Annotated in this window: 18 protein-coding genes; 3 read left to right on the plus strand and 15 right to left on the minus strand. The window is 63.6% G+C overall.

Annotated elements, in window-relative coordinates; translation table 11 throughout:
• Positions 1-46: 46 nt before the first annotated feature.
• Positions 47-559 (minus strand): N-acetyltransferase family protein, encoded by a 513-nt coding sequence (locus AC1AV0_RS01170; RefSeq protein WP_476570664.1) that lies wholly within the window; start codon positions 557-559, stop codon positions 47-49.
• Positions 560-713: 154 nt separating this feature from the next.
• Positions 714-3,989, minus strand: a complete 3,276-nt coding sequence (locus AC1AV0_RS01175) for a UPF0182 family membrane protein (protein ID WP_476570665.1) — start codon at positions 3,987-3,989, stop codon at positions 714-716.
• A gap of 136 nt (positions 3,990-4,125) precedes the next feature.
• Between AC1AV0_RS01175 and AC1AV0_RS01180 the strand changes: the two genes are divergently transcribed.
• Positions 4,126-5,388: a glycoside hydrolase family 3 N-terminal domain-containing protein gene (locus AC1AV0_RS01180; protein ID WP_476570666.1), complete on the plus strand. Its 1,263-nt coding sequence runs from the start codon at positions 4,126-4,128 to the stop codon at positions 5,386-5,388.
• A gap of 56 nt (positions 5,389-5,444) precedes the next feature.
• On the opposite strand, the gene nadD is transcribed toward AC1AV0_RS01180, so the two are convergent.
• The 4 genes from nadD to glyA form a co-directional block, all read right to left on the minus strand.
• Positions 5,445-6,119, minus strand: a complete 675-nt coding sequence (gene nadD, locus AC1AV0_RS01185; protein WP_476570916.1) for a nicotinate-nucleotide adenylyltransferase — start codon at positions 6,117-6,119, stop codon at positions 5,445-5,447.
• A gap of 26 nt (positions 6,120-6,145) precedes the next feature.
• Entirely contained in the window at positions 6,146-6,697 is a 552-nt protein-coding gene (locus AC1AV0_RS01190; RefSeq protein WP_476570667.1) for a phosphoribosylglycinamide synthetase, read from the minus strand.
• Positions 6,694-7,980, minus strand: coding sequence for a glutamate-5-semialdehyde dehydrogenase (locus tag AC1AV0_RS01195; RefSeq protein WP_476570668.1), 1,287 nt, complete (start codon positions 7,978-7,980; stop codon positions 6,694-6,696). Before AC1AV0_RS01195 ends, AC1AV0_RS01190 begins: the two co-directional genes overlap by 4 nt.
• A gap of 206 nt (positions 7,981-8,186) precedes the next feature.
• On the minus strand, positions 8,187-9,494 hold the full coding sequence (gene glyA / locus AC1AV0_RS01200; RefSeq protein ID WP_476570669.1) for a serine hydroxymethyltransferase: 1,308 nt from the start codon (positions 9,492-9,494) through the stop codon (positions 8,187-8,189).
• Between the two features lie 342 nt (positions 9,495-9,836).
• On the opposite strand from glyA, the gene thrC reads away from it, so the two are divergent.
• The gene (thrC, locus tag AC1AV0_RS01205) at positions 9,837-11,327 is read left to right on the plus strand and encodes a threonine synthase (RefSeq protein WP_476570670.1); all 1,491 of its coding nucleotides are present in this window, start codon (positions 9,837-9,839) and stop codon (positions 11,325-11,327) included.
• A gap of 109 nt (positions 11,328-11,436) precedes the next feature.
• On the opposite strand, the gene tenA is transcribed toward thrC, so the two are convergent.
• The 7 genes from tenA to AC1AV0_RS01240 form a co-directional block, all read right to left on the minus strand.
• Positions 11,437-12,162, minus strand: a complete 726-nt coding sequence (gene tenA, locus AC1AV0_RS01210) for a thiaminase II (protein ID WP_476570671.1) — start codon at positions 12,160-12,162, stop codon at positions 11,437-11,439.
• A gap of 120 nt (positions 12,163-12,282) precedes the next feature.
• Positions 12,283-13,044, minus strand: a complete 762-nt coding sequence (locus AC1AV0_RS01215) for an ABC-2 transporter permease (protein ID WP_476570672.1) — start codon at positions 13,042-13,044, stop codon at positions 12,283-12,285.
• Complete coding sequence (locus tag AC1AV0_RS01220; protein ID WP_476570918.1) at positions 13,044-13,943, minus strand: ABC transporter ATP-binding protein; 900 nt, start codon at positions 13,941-13,943, stop codon at positions 13,044-13,046. Before AC1AV0_RS01220 ends, AC1AV0_RS01215 begins: the two co-directional genes overlap by 1 nt.
• A gap of 12 nt (positions 13,944-13,955) precedes the next feature.
• Complete coding sequence (locus AC1AV0_RS01225; RefSeq protein ID WP_476570673.1) at positions 13,956-14,339, minus strand: GntR family transcriptional regulator; 384 nt, start codon at positions 14,337-14,339, stop codon at positions 13,956-13,958.
• A 153-nt stretch (positions 14,340-14,492) separates the two neighbouring features.
• Complete coding sequence (locus AC1AV0_RS01230) at positions 14,493-15,173, minus strand: HAD family hydrolase (protein WP_476570674.1); 681 nt, start codon at positions 15,171-15,173, stop codon at positions 14,493-14,495.
• A gap of 109 nt (positions 15,174-15,282) precedes the next feature.
• The gene (gene recN / locus AC1AV0_RS01235) at positions 15,283-17,106 is read right to left on the minus strand and encodes a DNA repair protein RecN (protein WP_476570675.1); all 1,824 of its coding nucleotides are present in this window, start codon (positions 17,104-17,106) and stop codon (positions 15,283-15,285) included.
• 4 nt (positions 17,107-17,110) lie between these two features.
• A complete protein-coding gene (locus AC1AV0_RS01240) occupies positions 17,111-18,088 on the minus strand; it encodes an NAD kinase (protein ID WP_476570676.1) in 978 nt (325 codons plus the stop codon).
• 334 nt (positions 18,089-18,422) lie between these two features.
• On the opposite strand from AC1AV0_RS01240, the gene AC1AV0_RS01245 reads away from it, so the two are divergent.
• Positions 18,423-19,100 carry a hypothetical protein gene (locus AC1AV0_RS01245; RefSeq protein WP_476570677.1) on the plus strand — a complete coding sequence of 226 codons (678 nt, stop codon included), beginning with the start codon at positions 18,423-18,425 and terminating at the stop codon, positions 19,098-19,100.
• Here AC1AV0_RS01245 and AC1AV0_RS01250 read toward each other — a convergent pair.
• Both AC1AV0_RS01250 and AC1AV0_RS01255 read right to left on the minus strand, forming a co-directional pair.
• Positions 19,044-19,865: a TlyA family RNA methyltransferase gene (locus AC1AV0_RS01250; protein ID WP_476570678.1), complete on the minus strand. Its 822-nt coding sequence runs from the start codon at positions 19,863-19,865 to the stop codon at positions 19,044-19,046. The two genes, AC1AV0_RS01245 and AC1AV0_RS01250, sit on opposite strands and share 57 nt — an antisense overlap.
• Entirely contained in the window at positions 19,849-20,004 is a 156-nt protein-coding gene (locus tag AC1AV0_RS01255; RefSeq protein WP_476570679.1) for a hypothetical protein, read from the minus strand. Before AC1AV0_RS01255 ends, AC1AV0_RS01250 begins: the two co-directional genes overlap by 17 nt.
• Between the last annotated feature and the right edge of the window lie 26 nt (positions 20,005-20,030).

The raw sequence follows: 20,030 nt of genomic DNA on the forward strand, positions 1-20,030 counted from the left end.
TCTTGCCGGAAAGATTCTACCCGCCACCTCGGATTGGGCTGGCGGCTTACAGGTCGAGGTACCAGTAGGCGACGTCGTGGGTGGAACCGGGCAGACGGACCGCGCCGGGCAGCAGCCCGAATCGGGTGAAGCCGAATCGTTCCATCAACGCGTTGGAACCGGCGTTGTCGCCGAAAATCAGCGTGGTGGCCATGCGGTGGCCGCGTTCGCGCGCGGCGTCAAGCAGCCAGGTCACCATCCGCGCACCAAGGCCTTGGCGACGCCATTCGGCGCCGATGTAGTAGCTCAGCTCCACCACACCGTCGTAGCCGGCGCGTTCGTGGAAGCGCGACAAGGAGCCGAATCCGGCGATACGTCCGGTCTCCTCGTCTTCGAGCACCACCACCGGGTAGAGCGTGCGCGGATCATGCGCCTCCACCCATGCGCGGCGCTGCTCCAGCGTGCGCGGTTCGATGTCGGCCGACGACGAACGCGCGAGCACCGCCTCGTTGTAGATGTCGGTGACGGCTTGGATATCGGCGTCGGATGTGGAATCGACGTTTCGGATGATGATGCTCATCTGCGCTCCTCCCCTAGTGAACGGTTATGAGTATAGCGAAGCGGAGCCGAAGAGATCCTTCGACTCCGCTTCGCTCCGCTCAGGATGACGGAAAAGGAACCGCCGCTCCGCTCAAGGACGACTTTATCGTCATGCTGAGCGGAGTCGAAGCATCTCACTCGCCGAGTTCGAGCGCCTTGTTGAGGGCCTCCTCGAGCTGCTTTTGGGCTTCGCCGTAGGCGCTCCAATCGCCGTTCTTCATGGCGGCGTCGGAATCCTTCATGGCCTGGGCGGCCTCCTGCAACGCCTGCTGGAGCGCCGTGCCGCCGGTCGAGCCGGATCCGCTGTTGGATTCCGACGAACCGGACGAGCCATCACTCGTGTCGCCGTCCGTCGTGTCGGCATCGCCATCGGTTGTTCCAGAGGAAGTTCCATCATCGCCAGTTGAAGAGCTTGATGACGACGATGCGGAATCGTCGGCCGCGTTCTCCGCGTCGCCCGCGGATGCGCCGGAATCGCCGCCGAACACCTGGTTCAACGCCTCATCCAAGGTGTCCGCGAATCCGACCTGATCGCCGAAGGCGACCAATGTCTTCTTCAGCAGCGGGAAGCTCGTCGCACCCGACGACTTGACGTACACGGGCTGCACATACACCAGTCCGCCGCCGAGCGGCAGGGTGAGCAGATTGCCGCGCACCACCTGTGTGGAGCCGGATTGCAGCAGGTTGAGCTCCTTGGAGACGTCGGCGTTCGCGTTGAAGTTGTTCTGCGCCTGCCCCGGGCCCGGCACGTTGGAGTCCTTGGGCAGCTCCTGCAATCGCAGGGTGCCGTAGTTCTCCCCTATCACGCCCGCCTCGTTGCCCGCGTCGGAGTCGACCGAAAGGAATCCGGTGAGGATCTCTCGCGTCGAGGTGCCGGCGGGAATATACGTGGAGGTCAGCGAGAACACAGGTTCGGAGCTGCCTCCGGTCTGCAGGGTCAGATAGTACGGCGGCTGAAGGATGTCCTGCTCCTGCTGGGCCTCGGATTCGGTGGGGTCGACCGGCGTCTGCCAGAAGTCCTCGCCCGAATAGTACTGGCTGGCGGAGGTCACATGGTATTTTGCGAGCAGTTCGCGCTGCACCTTGAACAGGCTTTCGGGGTAGCGCAGGTGGCTCATCAGATCGCCGGAGATCTCGGAAAGCGAGTGGTACTGGCCGGGGAAGATCTGCTGCCACGCCTTGATCACCGGGTCGCTTTCATCCCACACGTACAGGTCCACGGAGCCGTCGTAGGCGTCCACCGTGGCCTTGACCGAGTTGCGGATGTAGTTGGCGTCCTGGCTTCCCAGTCCCTGCACGGTGTCGGAGGTGACGGTGGTGGAGTCCTCGGTGGCCTCGCCCAGATCGGTCATCTGCGAATACGGATAGGCGTCGGATGTGGTGTAGCCGTCGACGATCCACTTGACGCGGCCGTCCACCACGGCCGGATACACGCGGCCGTCGAGCGTCAGGTACGGAGCGACCTTGGCGACGCGTTCGCGCGGGGAACGATCGTAGAGGATCTGCGATTCGCTGGTCACGCGGTCGGAGAAGAGGATCTGGTCGGATCCGAAGCGGATCGCGTACAGCACGCGGGCGAACAGGTTGCCCACCGATGGGCCGCCGTCGCCGTCGAAGGTGGTCAGCGCGCCCTCGGAGCCGGTCGGATAGTCGAATTCCCAGGATTCGGTGCCTTCGGGAGCGCCGACGATCGAATATTCCGTGGCGTTGGGCGAGAAGTAGATGCGCGGCTCGTACTGCTGGGATTCGGTGAGCTTGCCTTGGGTGGGGATGCCGTATTCGAAGAACTCCGGCTGGCCGTCGGCGGTCACCTTGTTGCCGTACGCGGCCACGACGCCGTAGCCGTGCGTGTACACGGTATGGTCGTTGACCCAGTTGCGGTTGTCGTTGCCGTCGAGGTTGAGCTCGCGGGCGGCGATCACCGTGTCTTGGCTCACGCCGTCGATCTCGTATTTGTCGACGGCGAGGGTGTCGGCGAAGGTGTAGTACTGCTTCGACTGCTGCAGCTGCTTGAACGTCGGGGAGACGACCTGCGGGTCGAGCAAGCGGATCTGCGCGGTGGACTCCGCCTCCTCGCTCAACGCTCCGGACTCGCCCTCCGTGGTGGCCTCGTACTGTTCGACCGTGATGTTGTCGAGTCCGTAGGCGGCGCGCGTGGCGTCGATATTGCGCTGGATATAGGTGGATTCCATCTCCTGCGCGTTCGGGTTGACCTTGAAGCGCTGCAGCACCATTGGCCAGGCCACGGTGAGCACAAGCCCAACCACGACCACGACGGCGATGGCCACGACCGGCGTGCGCCACGCCTTGAGCGCGACGGCTGCACGCACGCCCACAGGGGCGTTGCCTTCGAGCGCATGCGAACGCATCACCCAGACGCCGAGCACCACGCCGAGGATGGCGACCAAAGCGGCCATGACGAAGGTGACGGGGATGGTGGCGTTGACGGTGGTGTATTCGGCGCCGGTGATACGGCTGCCCTGCGAGGTGAGGTGGCCGAACACACCCAGCACCATCTGCGCGGCGAACGCGAACATGTTGATCATCAGCCAGATGGCGATCTGACGGCGGGCGCGCTTGGTGACGTTGAGGATGCCGCGGCCCCTGGTGGGCATGGTCAGGCGGATGCCGCCCATCATCACATGCGTCACCACGGAGAACACCAATCCTATGAGCAGCAGCATGGACACCGCGGTCATCACAAGACGCAGACCGGGCAGCACGAACACGTAGAATCCGTTGTCGAGACCGAACTGCGGGTCGGTGGTGCCGAAGCTCTGCGCGTTGAACATGAGCAGAATCTCGCTCCAGTTGGCGTTGAACTGCGCGCCGAACATCACGCCGACCACGGCCGCGATGGCCACGGCCACACGACGCGCGGTTTTCGAGCTCACGCCCTTGCCCACTTCAATCACGTCGCCGTTCACGCGGATGGTCGAGCCGTCGGCCGAGTCGGGCCGCGCGTGGATGGCGAGCGCGGCGGAGACGAAGCCGACAAGCGCCATCAGCACCGCGTAGGCGACCCATAGGCCGATTTTGACGCCGAGCTGCGTCCAGACCACCGACTGGAAGCCAAGCTGTCCGTACCACATCAGATCGGTGATGAAGCGGGACAGCGCGAAGAACAGGCCGATCACAATCGCCAGCGCAAGCACCACGCCGATGAGGATTTTGGTGCCGCGCGACGAGCCGGATCCGCTCGGGCGGCTGGCGATACGCGGCGAACGAGGCCCTTGGGGACCTTGCGGCCCTCGGGGAGCGCCCGCGCGCTTGGGCTCGTCGCCGTCGGTTTCGACGTTGAGGATGATCGGATCGTCGCCTTGTCCGTTCGCGGCGGAGCGGCCGGTTCCGCGGCGTCGCGGATCGTCATCGGGGTCGAACATAAAACCAAAAGAATCAAAGAATGACATGGTTTCCAGCGTACAGTCAGGTAGGGAATGCATTCCGCCCTGAGCCGACCGGCCGCCCACGACGATCTTCCCGTTCGGGGCATATTCGTGCGGTCTGCGGAGCGCTCGATACGCGCGTCATGGGATAATCGTGGCCATGTCTCGAAATTCCCAGCGTGGCGGCTCGCATATCGCGCTCGCCATTATCGCCGCGTTCGTCGCCGTCGCCTTGGTGATCGCCGCCATCATCGTATGGCCGCGGGTGTCGCAGCGGCTGCAGCAGCCGGACGGCACGAACGTCGCGCACAGCGACACTGACGCCGCGCCCTCGCATGACGAGCTGCCGCGCGACCAATCCCCCACGCCCGACACCTCCAATGAGGCCAAGGCCAGGCGTGCCGTGGCCGCCATGAGCATGGACGAGCGCGTGGGACAGCTGGTGATGGCCCCGCTGTACGCGGGAACCGACCCGTCCGCGCTGTGGGATCTGATCGCGAACCAGCATGTCGGTTCCGTGCTGATCATCGGCAACTGGAATGACGGCGTCTCCAGCGTGCGCGCGGCGACGGACGCGTTGCAAAGCTATGCGCCGCAATCCAACCGTCTGCTGATGACCACCGATCAGGAGGGCGGTCTTGTGCAGCATTTGCAGGGGCCCGGTTTCGATGCCATGCCGTCGGCCGTCGAACAGGGCATGATGGGCGTCGACCAGTTGCGCCAGTCCGCCGCGGTCTGGGGCTCCCAACTCGCGCAGGCGGGCATCAACGTGGATTTGGCGCCGGTGCTGGGCACGGTGACCATCGATAGGATGGCGAACGAGCCGGTTGGCATGCTTTACCGTGATTTCGGTTTGGACGCGGACGGCAACGCGCAGCATGGCATCGCGTTCATCCAAGGCATGCGCGACGTCGGCGTCGCCACGTCGGTGAAGCATTACCCCGGTCTGGGTTCGGTGAACGGCAATACCGATTTCACCGCTGACGGCATCCTCGACACGACCACCACCCTGGATGGGGTGGAGATCGGCGCTTTCGACACCGCCATCACGCAATCCGATCCGGGTATGGTGATGATGTCGCTGGCCACGTATCAGGCCATCGATCCGAACAATCCCGCCGTGTTCTCATCCGCGATCGTCGACCAGCATCTGCGTGGAACCGTGGGATATGAGGGCGTGGTCACTTCGGATTCGCTCTCCGCCGCGGCGCTCGGCGGATACTCCCCCGACCAGTTGGGCGTGCGTCTGGTCGACGCCGGCGGCGACCTGGCCTGCGTGGGTGTGCTGGATTACGTGCAGCCGATTCTCGACGGCCTGCGCCAGCGCACCGCCTCCGACCCTCAGTTCGCCGATAAGGTCACGCGTTCGGCCCAGCGGGTGATGACGTTGAAATACGAGATGGGACTGGCCACGGAAGGCTGACTTACGATCGTCAGCCGCCGACGGTCAGAGACCGCTACGGCCGGCCCCTCCCACGACTAGGCACGATGGTAGAGCCCGTGCTTGCCGATGTATTGCACCACGCCGTCGGGCACGAGATACCACACCGGTTCGTCGTGTTCGGCGCGCAGACGCACGTCGGTCGACGAGATCGCCAGCGCGGGAATCTCCAACGTGTCGACTTTGCCTTCGGGCAGGTGCACACCGTCGGGAGTGGAGTATCCGGGGCGGGTGACGGCCACGAAATGAGCCAGATCCCACATCTGATCGGCGTCCTTCCACTGCATGATCTCGGCCACGGCGTCCGCACCGGTGATGAAGAAGAGCTCAGCGTCCGGATGCTGGGCGCGGATGTCCCGCAGCGTGTCGATGGTGTAGGTCACGCCGGGTCGGTCGATATCCACACGGCTGACCGTGAATTTCGGGTTGGAAGCCGTGGCGATCACGGTCATCAAGTACCGGTCCTCGGCGTTGGTGACGTTCTTGTCGAGTTTGAACACCGGCCGTCCGGTCGGCACGAAAATCACCTCGTCGAGGTCATACACCCAGGAGACTTCGGAGGCCGCGACCAAGTGGCCATTGTGGATCGGATCGAAGGTGCCGCCCATAATGCCGATGCGCGGGCGCGCATGCCAGTTGCCGCGCGCGGAGCGGCGTCCGATGCCGGGAGCGACCACCATAACGCCATCCCCATCCGAAGACAGGTCCGACATGCGGCGCGGGGATTCGGCCGGCGCGCTCACGACCGCTCCTCCGAGGCCTGCTCCTGCGCCTCCTGACTGATCTCCTCGGCGGTGACCTCGCCCTGTCCGGGGTCGATCTTGTCCATATCCTCATCCCATTCGTCCTGCACGACGCGGCGGATCTCCGCGAAGGTGGGCAGGGGGAAGCCGGGCTGGTAGAGGCGGCGCACCTCGGCCACGCGTTCGGTGACGCGGATCAGGGTATCGGTCATACCATCGATGTCGCCTTTGCTTTCCATCGCCGAGAAACGGCGGATGTACTCCTCCATCATCGTCATCTGCTCGCGCACGGTGTCGAGTTGGTCGGCGGTAAGCTCCACCACCTCCGCGGAATCCGCTTCGGGCCAGCCGATCAGCACGGCGTCGGCGTATTCCAGCGAGGCGCGCTGCGCCGCCGAGGCGATGCCGTCCTCGATCTGCACGAGGAACACGTAGCGCACGATGCTCAACCGTTCTGCGGCGATGCCCAATCCCAGTTTCTGGTCGTCCAGCGCGGCCTGCAGCGGCATGTCTTCCATGGTGATGTCGTTCGTCATTTCCTCGCTCATGCGCGCACCTGCCCCATGCCGTAGCCCACCCATTTCGTGGTGGTCATCTCCGCAAGTCCCATCGGTCCGCGGGCGTGCATCTTCTGCGTGGAGATACCCAGTTCCGCGCCGAATCCGAACACGCCGCCATCGGTGAAGCGTGTGGAGGCGTTGACCATCACCACCGCCGAATCGATGCGCTTGGTGAAGGCTTCGACCGCCGAATAGTCCTCGGCGATAATCGATTCGGTGTGGCCGGTGGAATGCTTGTTGATATGGTCGATGGCCTCGTCCAGAGAATCGACCACTTTCACGCCCATCGTCAACGCCAGATATTCGGTGTCCCAATCCTCTTCTATTGCGGGAACCAGCGTCACCCCTTCAATGCCGGCGGCCTCGATGATCGCATAGGCGCGTTCGTCCGCATGCAGTTCCACGTTCCGCTCAGCCAGAACACGCGCGGCCTGAGGAAGGAATTCTTCTGCGACGGCGCTGTGCACCAGCAGTTTTTCGGCGGCGTTGCACACGCCCACACGCTGGGTTTTCGCGTTGAGGATGATCGGCAGGGCTTTGGCCGCGTCTCCGGTGGCGTCCATGTAGATATGCACGTTGCCCGCGCCGGTTTCGATCACCGGGACTTTGGACTTGGAAACCACCGCTTGGATCAGGCCTTTGCCTCCGCGGGGCACCAGCACGTCGATATAGCCGCGTGCCTCCATCATCGCGGTGGCGCCGTCACGGCCGTATTCGTCGACGGACTGCACCAGGGCCTTATCGAAGCCGTGTGCGTCCAGCACTTGCGCGATCACGCGCAGGGTGGCGGCGTTCGTGCGTTCGGCGGCGTGGCCTCCGCGCAGGATGGCCGCATTGCCGGATTTCAGACACAGGCTGGCCACGTCGACGGTGACGTTCGGCCGAGCCTCGTAAATCATGCCGATCACGCCGATCGGCACGCGCGTCTGCTGCAGGCGGATGCCGTTGGGCAGTGTGTAGCCGCGTTCGATCTGCCCGATCGGGTCGGGCAGGGTGGCCACATGGCGCACGCCCTCGGCAGCGGCGTTGACGCGGGGCGTGTCGAAAAGCAGGCGGTCGAGTTTGCCCGCGTCCATGCCCGCCTCTCGGGAGGCTTCCATGTCCTGGGCGTTGGCGGATTCAATCTCGCCGGCATGCTCGTCCAAAGCGTCGGCGATGGCGAGCAATAGCGCGTTCTTCGATTCGGCCGTCGCTTCGGCCAATCGCTTCTGGGCGGCGGCCGCGGCGTCGGCCTGCATGCGTACGGCGTGGAACACTGCGTAATTCTCCATGTGCCCTAGCCTACCGCAAATCAAGGCATTCGCGCCCCATGATTCCATGTGCGATCCGAGATCCTTGCGCCTCGCTCCGCTCCGCTCGGGATGACGAGAAGAGAGGAACATGTCTTCTCTTCGATGCTCTATAGTTTGTCATCCTGAGCGGAGGGCGTAGTCCGAAGTCGAAGGATCTCGCCGCGGTAGCGGCGCCCAACGCCGGATCAGTGGATCTGGTCGAGCTCGGGATACAGCGGGAAGTCCTCGGCGAGCTTGTCGACGCGGGCCTTCAGCGCCTCCACATCGGCCGAAGCGCCGGCTGCGAGCGCGGTGCCGATGATGTCAGCGACCTCCTCGTATTCCTTCGCTCCGAAACCGCGGGTGGCGAGCGCGCTGGTGCCGATGCGCAGACCGGAGGCGACCGAGGCCGGGCGCGGGTCGAAGGGCACGGTGTTGCGGTTGATGGTGATGCCGCACTGGGCGAGCAGGTTCTCGCCCTGCTGACCGTCCATCTCGGAATTGCGCAGATCCACCATCACCAGATGCACGTCGGTGCCGCCGGTGAGCACGCTGATGCCGTTGGCCTTCACATCGTCGGCGGTGAGTCGTTCGGCGAGGATCTTCGCGCCTTCGAGTGTGCGGGCCATGCGGTTCTTGAACTCGTCGGTGCCGGCCACCTTGAAGCTGACGGCCTTGCCGGCGATCACATGCATGAGCGGGCCGCCCTGCTGGCCGGGGAAGACGGCGGAGTTGAGCTTCTTGCCGTATTCCTCCTTGGCGAGGATGAAGCCGGAGCGCGGGCCGCCGAAGGTCTTATGCGCGGTGGAGCTGACCACGTCCGCGTAGGGCACGGGGCTGGGGTGCAGGCCGGCGGCGACCAGACCGGCGAAGTGGGCCATGTCGACCCAGAACTTCGCGCCCACCTCGTCGGCGATCTCCTTCATCGCCTTGAAGTCCTCGATACGCGGGTAGGCGCTCCAGCCGCCGATGATCATGGCAGGGCGGGTCTCAAGCGCGCGCTGGCGGATGATCTCCGGGTCGATGCGGAAGGTTTCGGGGTTCACGCCGTAGGCTTCGGCATGGTAGAAGCGGCCGGAGAAGTTGATCTTCATGCCGTGGGTCAGGTGTCCGCCGTGGTCGAGCGCGAGGCCGAGCACGGTATCGCCGGGCTTGACGAGCGCCTGATAGACGGCGGCGTTGGCCTGCGCGCCCGAATGCGGCTGCACGTTGGCGTATTCGGCGCCGAACAGGGCTTTGGCGCGTTCGCGCGCGATGGTCTCGATTTTGTCGACCTGTTCGCAGCCGCCATAGTAGCGGCGGCCCGGATAGCCTTCGGCGTACTTGTTGGTGAGCACGGATCCCTGGCACTGCAGCACGGCGCGCGGCACGAAGTTCTCCGAGGCGATCATCTCCAGACCATCCTGCTGGCGGTGCAGTTCGGCGTCGAGAATCGCGGCGATTTCGGGATCGGCGTCGGCGATGGGCGCGTTGAACATGTCGTTCGGGGTTTGCGCGAGGGTGGGTTCGGCCATAGCGGGCTCCTGCCTTTCTGTGTGCGGTCGGCTGTGACGCGCGAGTCTACAAGCCATGTATAACGCAACCATGCCAGAAGAGGAAACGTCGGCGCAACATATGCCTCAATTGGTGGAACAGGTGAAACATGACCTTGCACGGGAACAAAGGCTGCGAGCCATACGATGGGCGTGACTCTCGAAAACACGGCCGAATCGTCAGTCGGAACAGGGGTGGACGGAATGGAATCCGATTCGGTTGCCGGACCGCCCGCCCACATAGAGGGATGGCCCGCTCCCCTGCCCAGTCCTGACGATAGACTTAGGGACGTTTCGTTGACCGTTAGCGTGAAGGATTTGACCGTGACCACCACGTTCCACAGCACCCGCAGCACCACCGATTCGCTCACCTCGAAGCAGGCGATCCGCAAGGGCATCGCCGACGACGGCGGCCTGTTCGTCTCCGATTCGTTGGGCGAGACCAAGGTGCAGATCGACGACCTGGCCGGCATGGGCTATCAGGCCATCGCCGCCCGCGTGCTCGGCGCGCTGCTGCCCGACTTCACCGAGGCCGAACTGGCCGACTGCATCGCCGAAGCGTATGGCGAGCAGTGGTCGGACGAGCGCATCACCCCCGTCAAGCCGCTGGGCGACGATTTCGTGATGGAGCTGTTCAACGGCCCGACCTCCGCATTCAAGGATGTCGCCCTGCAGATCCTCCCCCGCTTTATGGCCCGCACCACGCCGGCCGATGGCGACGCGGACGAGAAGATCATGATTCTGACCGCCACTTCGGGCGACACGGGCAAGGCCGCGCTGGCCGGTTTCGCGGACGCGCCCGGCACCGCGATCACCGTCTTCTATCCGGAAGGCAAGGTGAGCCAGGTGCAGGAGCTGCAGATGACCACGCAGCTGGGCGGCAACGTGCAGGTGGCCGCCGTGCGCGGCAACTTCGATGACGCGCAGTCCGCCGTCAAATCCATTTTCGCCGACCGTGAGCTGGCCGAATCGCTGGCCGCGGACGAGCATGTGGTGCTTTCCTCCGCGAATTCGATCAACGTGGGCCGTCTGGTGCCGCAGGTCGTCTACTATTTCTCCGCGTACGCGCAGCTGCTGGAACAGCAGGTCATCAACGTGGGCGACGAGGTGGAGTTCGTGGTGCCGACCGGCAACTTCGGCGATATCCTCGCCGGATACTACGCGAAGCTGCTCGGCCTGCCGGTGAAGCACCTGGTGGTCGCCTCCGACAAGAACAACGTGCTGTTCGACTTCCTGACCACCGGCTCATACAACCGCAACCGCCCGTTCTTCCAGACCATCTCCCCCTCGATGGATATCCTCATCTCCTCGAATCTGGAACGCATGCTCTACTACTTGTCCGAAAAGGACGCCCGTCTGATCGCCATGCTGATGAACGATCTGAAGGAGTACGGCTGCTATGAGATTCCCGAAGAGCTGCTGGCTCGCATCCGCCGCGTCTTCGGCACCGGCTGGGCCGACGAGGACCAGGTGCGCGAATCCATCGCCGACTGCTGGGAGAAGCACAAGTATGTGATCGACCCACACACCGCCTGCGGTTACTTCGTGATGCGGCAGATGCCGCGCGATCCGCTGACCCCGCGCGTGCTGCTGGCCACCGCTTCGCCGTACAAGTTCCCGCGCGTGGTGAACGAGTCGCTGGGACTGGCCGCCGACGGCACCGACTTCGCGTGCATGGATGTGCTGGCCGAGGCGACCGGCACCACCGCTCCCGCCGCGCTGCGCGGACTCGAAACCGCCGACACCCGCTTCGACGCGGTGGTCGATATCGCCGGCATGACCGATTTCGTCAAGCAGTCCGCCGCCCGCCTGTAAGCGGTACGCTGCGCATAACCGCACGCTCGACTGTTCGTAAACCAATGAGGCTCCCCGTGGGGAGCCTCATTGCGTATGAGTGAAACCGCCGGCTTAGTCTAGGACATTCCTATGCCAGGGTGTTCCATTCGGGGCGCCAGGACTGTTGGAGGTCGTAGGCGCTGGACCAGAACATGTATTCGTGTTCGACACCGACCACGAATTCGCGGCGCAACTCGGCCAGGCGGCTTTCGCTCATTCCCGCGGTCAGGCGTTCGAGCGCTTCGATCAGCCAGACGGAGGACTGCCAGAAGTCGTCGGTCCGGTAGGTTTCGATCCACTGTCGGTACGGATTGCCTTCCAGTCTGTCGCCGTATTCCGCCGACAGTCGGGTGCCGTAGTCGGCGTACACCCACGCGCAGGGCAGCACGGCGATCAGGATGTCCACCAATGGCTTGGTGTAGGCGGTGGTGAGGATGTTCGTGGTGTAGGCGCGGGCGAACGCGGACTGGCGAGCCGTGGCCAGCTCTTCGGGCGTGATGCCGTAGGCACGGCGATAGTAGTCGTGCATGCCGGCCTTCTCGCGGGCGACGTTCATAATCGTGTTGGCCAGACGCTCGCCAATCTGCGCGTCATCGCATTTGGCGAAGGCCAGCGCGTGCACTTTGGCGTAGTCATCGAGATACAGATAATCCTGCTTCAGATAGAACGCGAACCGTTCGCGCTCCAGCGTACCCTCGGCCAATTCGGTGAGGAACGGCTGGCGCAATCCAGCCTCCCACACGGGTTTGGCCGCCTCGTACAGGCTCGCGGCGAACGAGGCCCCTTCGACTTCGCGCATCAATCCGTCGGTCATAGCTTTCCTTCCCTTCTCCATGAATAGCGGACGGGCGATGCCAACCGCACCGCCCGTCCTATCAGACCACGTCATCACGCGACGCGCAAGACGCATCTCGTGAGGCAGAATCACATCTCCTTACAATTCTTTGGCGCGGTAGATGCGCTGCGAGCAGACGTAGGATATGCCCAAGGCGACGATGTCGATGACGGCCGCGATCAATGCAAGCCAGCCGTATTCCAGATTCGCCAGCGTCTCGAGCGCACTGAATACCACCGCCATCTGGTCGACGCTCAACACGTTGGAGCATAGTTCCACCGTAATCCAGCCGATGCCGAACAATCCTGCGGCCACACCGAAGACCGCCAGCATCGCCTTTTGCAAAGACATGCGATACATCAACGGGAACAGCAGTGATTCGATCAACAGATAAATCACCAGGATGACGGCTATGCTGGCGGCGTATTCGCCCATCGTCGCACGCCACGAGCCGGCATCCGACGCCACCGCCATGACCAGGGCGGACACCGTCAGCTCGACGGCCAGCAGCGCCCCCACGGACAGCAGCATCAGATAACGGGCCGCCACCTGATGCCCGCGGCGAACCGGAATGATACCGTTCATCCAACGGTGTAGACCCTGGGTCTCGTAGACGAACATGTAGACCGGCATCATCGCGAACACACCGGAAGCCATACCGCCCAGCACGGGCATCATATCCGACGAGCCGCCACCTTCAGACAGCAAGCCGAACAGCAACGCCAGCGCCGGCAGCATAACCAGATAGACCGCCATCGACGACTTGCCGCCGCTGTTCAGTCGCTGCCAGTCCAGACGGAACGCATTCAATATCGGATGAACCGCATGGTTCCGGAATCGCTTCTGCATTGCGGTGTTCATCACAGCACCTCCTTCGTATCGAAAACCTCACCGGTATTGGTCAGACGGATGATGTCGTCGATCGAAGCGGGTTCAATGACGAGCGCCACGCCCGCGAGATTGGCGACGTTCTCCGCACGGACCAGTGCATCGAAACCGGTGCCATAACGACGCAATCCCATGGCGACGTCCTTCACCGCCGCGAGTTCGTCGGGGCCGCCCTTGACCACACGGAAGGAGTCCTCGAACTCGTCCTTGGGGCCGGTGTAGTAGAGGCGTCCGCCGTTGATGTAGGTGATGAAGTCGGCGGCGCGTTCAAGGTCGGTGGTGATATGCGTGGAGAACAGCACCGCATGCTCGCCGTCCTCGATGTAGGCGTGCAGCGTGTCCATGAGCTCGTCGCGGGAGAGCACGTCGAGGCCGGCGGTCGGCTCGTCGAGAATCAGCAGTTTCGCGTCATGGCTTAGGGCGACCGCGAGCATGAGTTTCATCTGCATGCCGCGTGAAAGCTCCTTGATCTTCTTCTTGCGTTCGAGTTTGAACTTCGCGAGATGATCAGCGAACGCGGTTTTGTTCCATGCGGGATACATGGGTGCCATCACCCGTCCGACGTCGTTCACCGTCCATGTTTCGACGAAGTACGAACTGTCGAACACCACGCCGAGCTGCTGTTTGACGGCCTCTTCGTCAGCGAGGTTGTCAAGTCCAAGGATCTGGATTTGGCCGGCGTCACGGCGGATCATATTGAGAATGAGCTTGATGAGCGTGGACTTGCCGGCGCCGTTGGGACCGATAAGGCCCATGATGTAGCCGGCGGGCAGGTCGAAGGTCACGTCATCGAGCGTGAAGCCAGAATCATAGTGTTTGGTCGCACCGGTGACGGACAACGCCATCGGCCCCGCGCCGGAGAGTTGTGTGATCATGATGGTTCCTTAGGGATGTGTTGCACGGCGATACGCGTCGTCGAGCAGGTCATGCAGATCGGCCAGCGGCAGGTCGGCCGCTTTGGCGGCGGTGACGGCATCGTCGAGATGCCCTTTGGTCTGGGCGATGAGGCTTTCCCTCATCACCTCGTTGCCTCGGTCCATGACGAAGCTGCCCTTGCCCTGCACGTTCTGCACGATGCCCTCGTCGGCCAGTTCGTTGTACGCTCTGGTGACGGTGAGCACAGAGACGCGCAGTTCTTTGGCGAGTTTGCGCAGGGAGGGCAACGCCTCTCCCGCTTTGAGCTCGCCGCTGAGCACGGCTTCGCGGATCTGCGTTTTAATCTGTTCGTAGATGGGTTCGCCGGACACGGATGAGATGATCAGTTTCACGCCGCGTCCTTTCTGTTGGTGGATGGATAGTGTCGACATGACGGCCAACTGTTTAGCTGTCATATAGAACAGTATCACACTTTACGGCGAACTGTTATGGCGTGTCATATAACAGTTTGACCGCATTGCGCACGGAATCTTATTTGTCCGCTGCTACAACTCGACCGGCGCAGTGTGGAAATCGAAAAGCACGCCGTCGGCCAGATCGCAGATTTCGGGCCAATCCCCCGCCGACGAATCGTCGTGCATGGCCCAGACGGCCATGCCGACGGACTTGGCCGATTTCATGCCCACCAGCAGGTCTTCGAACACGGTGCAATCCTCAGGCTCGACGCCCAGCAGTCTCGCGGCATGCAGATACACGTCCGGCCGGTCCTTGCCCACGTCTCCCACATCGTCGACACTGACGACCTCGTCGAAGAATCCGCGGATGCCGACATGCTCCATCGCAGGCTCGCGCAGTTGCGGCGGCAGCGACGTGGCGACCGCCATCCGCACGCCGGCCGCCTTAAGCCGCGCGAGATAGTCGACCGCGCCCGGCTTGGCCTGAACGACCGTGGCGTACATAACGCGCGCCATCTCATCCCACTCCTCCATCACCTCTTCGGCGGTGTCAGGCAGATTGAATCTCGCGATGGTGTATTCGGCAACCTGTTGAAACTGCATGGCCGCGACGGTGGTCGCGTAATCGTCGGGCACCGGCAACCCACGCTTGCTCAGAAAATCCGCGTCCACCTGGTCCCATACGCCCATCGAATCGAGCAGCGTGCCGTCCAAATCGAAAATCGCCCCTTTGGGAGCGGCGGCGGTGGGTTCGCCATAGGTACCGTTCATCGAACCATCCTTGCTTGGGAGTTCTTCGCTTGTCTTCTCGGCTTCGCCGTATTTCGCTGGGCATACGCCGGCCGAACGGGCGACAATCCTTTCGCACACCAAACGCGCGTTATGCAAGCGTGGACTGCACGAGCAGTTCGCGCGCATGGTCGAGCGAGGCGTCGGATTCGCTGCCGGAAAGCATGCGGGCGATCTCACGCACGCGCCCGTCATCGCGTACCTCGCCCACCGTGGTAAGCGTCTCATCGCCGCCGACGGCCTTGCTCACCACGAACTGCACGTCGGCCCAGGAGGCTACCTGCGGCAGGTGGGTGACGACGATCACCTGGGCAGACCGCGCGAGCCGCGCCAGACGGCGGCCGAGCTCGACGGCGGCTTTACCGCCAACGCCGGCATCCACTTCGTCAAAAATGAAGGTCATGTCGTCGCCGGCCTCATCGTCCCGCCCATCGGCGCGCCGTGCGGCACGCTTGTCGGCGGCCGAAAGTTCCAAGGCGAGCATCAGACGGCTGAGTTCGCCGCCGGACGCGCTTTTGCCCATCGGCAGTTGCGCGGATCCGGGGAATGGTGTGAACAGGAAGGCGATATCGTCCCATCCGTGCGCGTCAAGAGGCCCGACGCCCATGTCAGCAAGGTCTTCGTTCCGGCGATTGCCGGTTTTCGCCCCGCGGGAACGGACGGCGGAATCGGTCGAACCGCCCGCGCCTGCGGCCGTTCCGCGCGGCGTGACCGTGATGTCCAATCGCGCGCCCGGCATGGCCAGCGCGTCCAATTCCGCGGTGACCCGCTCGGCGAGTTCGGCCGCGGCGGCGGAACGCGCCTCGCTCAGCGCGGCGGCGGCATCCAACGCGGCGGCGTACAGACGCCCACGTTCGGCTTCGAGTTCGGCGATCTTCTCCGGCGAGGCGTCGAGGTCCTCGACGTCGAACACGGCCTTGTCGCGCCATGCGATCACGTCGGACAATTCCGGCCCCCACCGGCGGGTCAGCTCCCCCAGCTCGTGGATGCGGGCGTTAAGCACGTCCAAATCCTCGACGTCGCCTTCGACGTCGAGCTCCTGCGCCAACGTGAACACCACATCGGACAGGTCGTTGACAATGGCGTCCAGCCGGTCGGCCTGTTCGGCGAACACGCCGTCCAAGCGGATGGAACGCAGGGATTGCACGGCCTGATTGATCAGGTCGATGGCGGACATGCCGTCCGCGTCGGACCCCATCTGCGAGGCGTCCAAAGCCGACAGCGCCCGCCCCACGCCGGAGGCGATTTCGGCCGCGTTTTCGATGCGTTCGCGTTTGGCGCGCAGTTCCACGTCCTCGCCGGGCTGAGGGTCGACGCGGTTGATTCGTTCGATGGATTCGCGCAGATAGTCGGCCTGCTGGCGCGCCGTCGCCTCCTGCGAGGTCAGGGCGTGGAGCCGCTCGTCCATCTGACGCAGCGCGTTCCATGCGGCGCGGTACTCCCCCAGCTCCCGCTCGTCGCCCGCGTACCGGTCCACGAATTCGCGTTGCTTCGCCGCCGAGGCGATGCGCAGCTGGTCGGCCTGTCCGTGGATGGTCACCAGTTCGCTGGCCAGCGCCGACAGCACCGAACGCGGCACGGAACGGCCCGACAGTACCGCGCGAGAACGGCCCGACGCGGGCACCGTGCGGGTAAGAAACAGTTCGCCATCCTCCGGTTCGACTCCAGCCTCATGCGCGATCGCAGCGGCGGCCGCGTCATCCGCCACCGTGAACACGCCCTGCGCCCACGCCTCACTGGCACCGGCGGCGACGCGCCCCGCTTCGGCCGCGTCTCCCGAGATCAAACGGATGGCGCTTAACAGCATGGATTTGCCGGCACCGGTTTCGCCGGTGATCGCGGTCATGCCTGGGGCGGGCGCGATCGTCGCCTCGCGGATGGGACCGAGATTGCGGATATCAAGCTCGTCCAGCATGCGTTCAGTCCTTCCCTTCCGCACCTGGTGCGGAACCATCCGCAGAGTCGGCGCTGGCGGGGAACACATGTCCGTGATGCGTCCGCATTCCGTCATGGGTGGCCCGCGCGTGTTCGCGCCATCCGACCACTGGCAGATCGAATTTGCTGACCAGTCGTTCGGTGAAGGGCACGCCGGAGAGGCGGGCGAGACGCAGGGTGTCGCGGGAGGCGCGCACTTCGACGCGGGTGCCTTTCGGCAGGGCGCGCTGGCGGCGGCCGTCGCAGCAGATCCATCCGCCCGACATCGAATCGTCGAGGATATCCAACGTGAAGGTGGATTCCGCGCCGATCACCAGAGGCCGCGCGAACAGGGCGTGCGCGGCCAGCGGCACCAACTGCAGGGCCTTCACATTCGGCCAGATGATCGGCCCGCCCGCGGAGAAACCGTATGCGGTGGAGCCGGTGGGCGTGGAGACGATCACGCCGTCCGCACCGAAGGAGCTCATTTCCACGTCGTCGACGCGAATCGACAGCTCCACCATTTTGCCCCGGTCGGCGCGCTCCAATGTGATGTCGTTCAACGCCCAGTCCTCGATTGGCGTGGAATGCCCCGGCAGCCACACATCCACATGGGCGATCATACGTTCGTCAATCGAATAGTCATGGGTGGCGATACGGCGGATGGCCTCCTCCATCTGGAAGCTTTCGAATTCGGCGAGGAAGCCCACATGCCCCAGATTCACGCCGAGAATCGGCACCTGCGTGCAGTGCACGAGTTCCGCAGCACGCAGAATCGTACCGTCGCCGCCGAGCACCACAACGATTTCCGTATCGTCCGAAACGACCGGCGGCTGCACGCCGAATTCGGGCGCTTCGACGTTGTCGATGATGGAAACCTCGAAACCACACGCGCGCAGCTGTTCCACTGCTTCGGACACCACCGTGCCGCTTTCGCGCAGACGGCTATGCGTCACCACCACCGCTTGTCGCTTGCTGCCCATGTCTGCCCCTCACCACGAGTCCGGAAATATCTACCGATTATCCTAATCGAGCCGCCGAACACGCGCCCGGCTTCCATCGTCCCGCATCCGCCCGCACCGTCGGCTTCAGGGAAAACGACACACCCCCAGCAACACTCCAACAGGGGTTTCAGTCACCCCCTCAGTCGCTCAGGCGTATGTTTTAGGCGTGTTTTTGCATCTTCCAGAACCCCATCATCAATATATTCCCCCGAATGCGTCATATCCGCCATGATGGGAGATATCGCGTTCCAAGAGAGAGTCGTGCGATAAACCCCCACCTCGGGGGCCACAAGAGAGAGGAGTTTGAAGTCCCATGTCCATCCATTCCGCCACCGATTTCGTCCGTACGGGCGAATACGACACCGTCGTCGCCGCCATGCCGTGCCGTTTTGACGCGCATGTACGTTTCGACACCCTGCTGGCGCATGACGTTCTGTTCGCGCCTTCCATCACCGGAGATGAGGTGGTGTCGAAAACCGCCACCATCACATGCGCGCATGACATGCGGGTTGGGAAAGTGCGTGGCAGCGGCCAATTGAACGTGGACGGCGATCTAATCTGCGATTCGTTGACGTTCAATGGCATGGTGCGCTGTTCGGGAACCATCCGATGCGCCGGTGAGCTGATCATCAACGGCATGCTGCTCAATTCCCACCAGGTCAATGCGGATGTCATGCGCATCTCCGGCATGATGAAAGCCTCCACCGTGCGCGCCAGGCAACTCAGGCTGCGTCCGTTGCGCAGCGGCTTGGTCGACCGTTTCCGCATGTCCGGTTTCGACGGCGACAACACGGCGAAGCAGGTGATCGCCGACGAGATCGAGGCGCATAGGCTGGTGTGCAGGGCTCTGCATGCCGAACAGGCCACATTGATCGACGGATGCCGCATCGAGAACGTCACCTGCGAGCGCGCGCTCACATCGGACAGTTCGTCCTCACTGCTGCTGGTCGGCGGCAACCATAGAATCGCCCGTCGCGAACTCGCCGCCTAGCACCGCGTACAGCAGGTATTCGCGGTTGCCATGCGTCCCTTCGATCGGACTGTCCGCGGTGGCCACCACACGCAGTCCCAATTCTCCGGCTCGGCGCGTCACACGGTCCAACGCGGCCTGACGCGCCGCCGGGTCGTCGACCACGCCGTTCTTGCCCAGCAGGGAACGGTTGTCCATTTCGAACTGCGGTTTGACCAGCAGCACGATATGCGCGGGCGTCCGCGCGATGCGGGCGATCACCGGCATCACGTAGGTCAGGGAGATGAAGGAGACATCGGAGACGATCATCTGCGGGCGGAACGGCAACAAGTCCTCGTCGACGTCGCGAATGTTGACGCCGCTCATTTCGATGACACGCTCGTCGGATGCGATGCGCGGGTCAAGCTGGCCATGCCCCACATCCAAGGCGATCACCTGCGCGGCACCGCCACGCAACAACACTTGCGTGAATCCGCCGGTCGAAGCGCCGATATCCAGACAATTCAGACCCGACGGGCTGGGTAGTCCGTGCGCGGCGAACCGGTCGAACGCGCCCACCAGTTTGTAGGCGCCGCGGGATACGTAATCGTCGCCTTTGTCGACGTCGATCACTGCGGAGGGGGCGACGAGAGCGGCGGGTTTGACCGCCGGCATACCGTCGACGAGTACCGCGCCATCTTTGATCAGCCGCTGCGCTTTGGATCTGCTGGGCACCAACCCGCGCTCCACCAGCAGCATGTCGAGTCTGCGGGGTTCGCCGCCGATCGGGTCAGCGGCGTTCGTCATCGAGCTCACGCTGCAATTCGTCAAGCACATGGCGGAAGGTTTCGATCTGTTGGTCGGGCTGGATCTGGTCGATTCGCTCCAGTTCGGGGAAACGCGAAACCACCGAGGCACGCTCGCCCTGCGTTTCCGGCTGCGTCATCACACTCTCCTTATCGGACACAAGCG

The organism is Bifidobacterium sp. LH_558, from assembly GCF_056356295.1.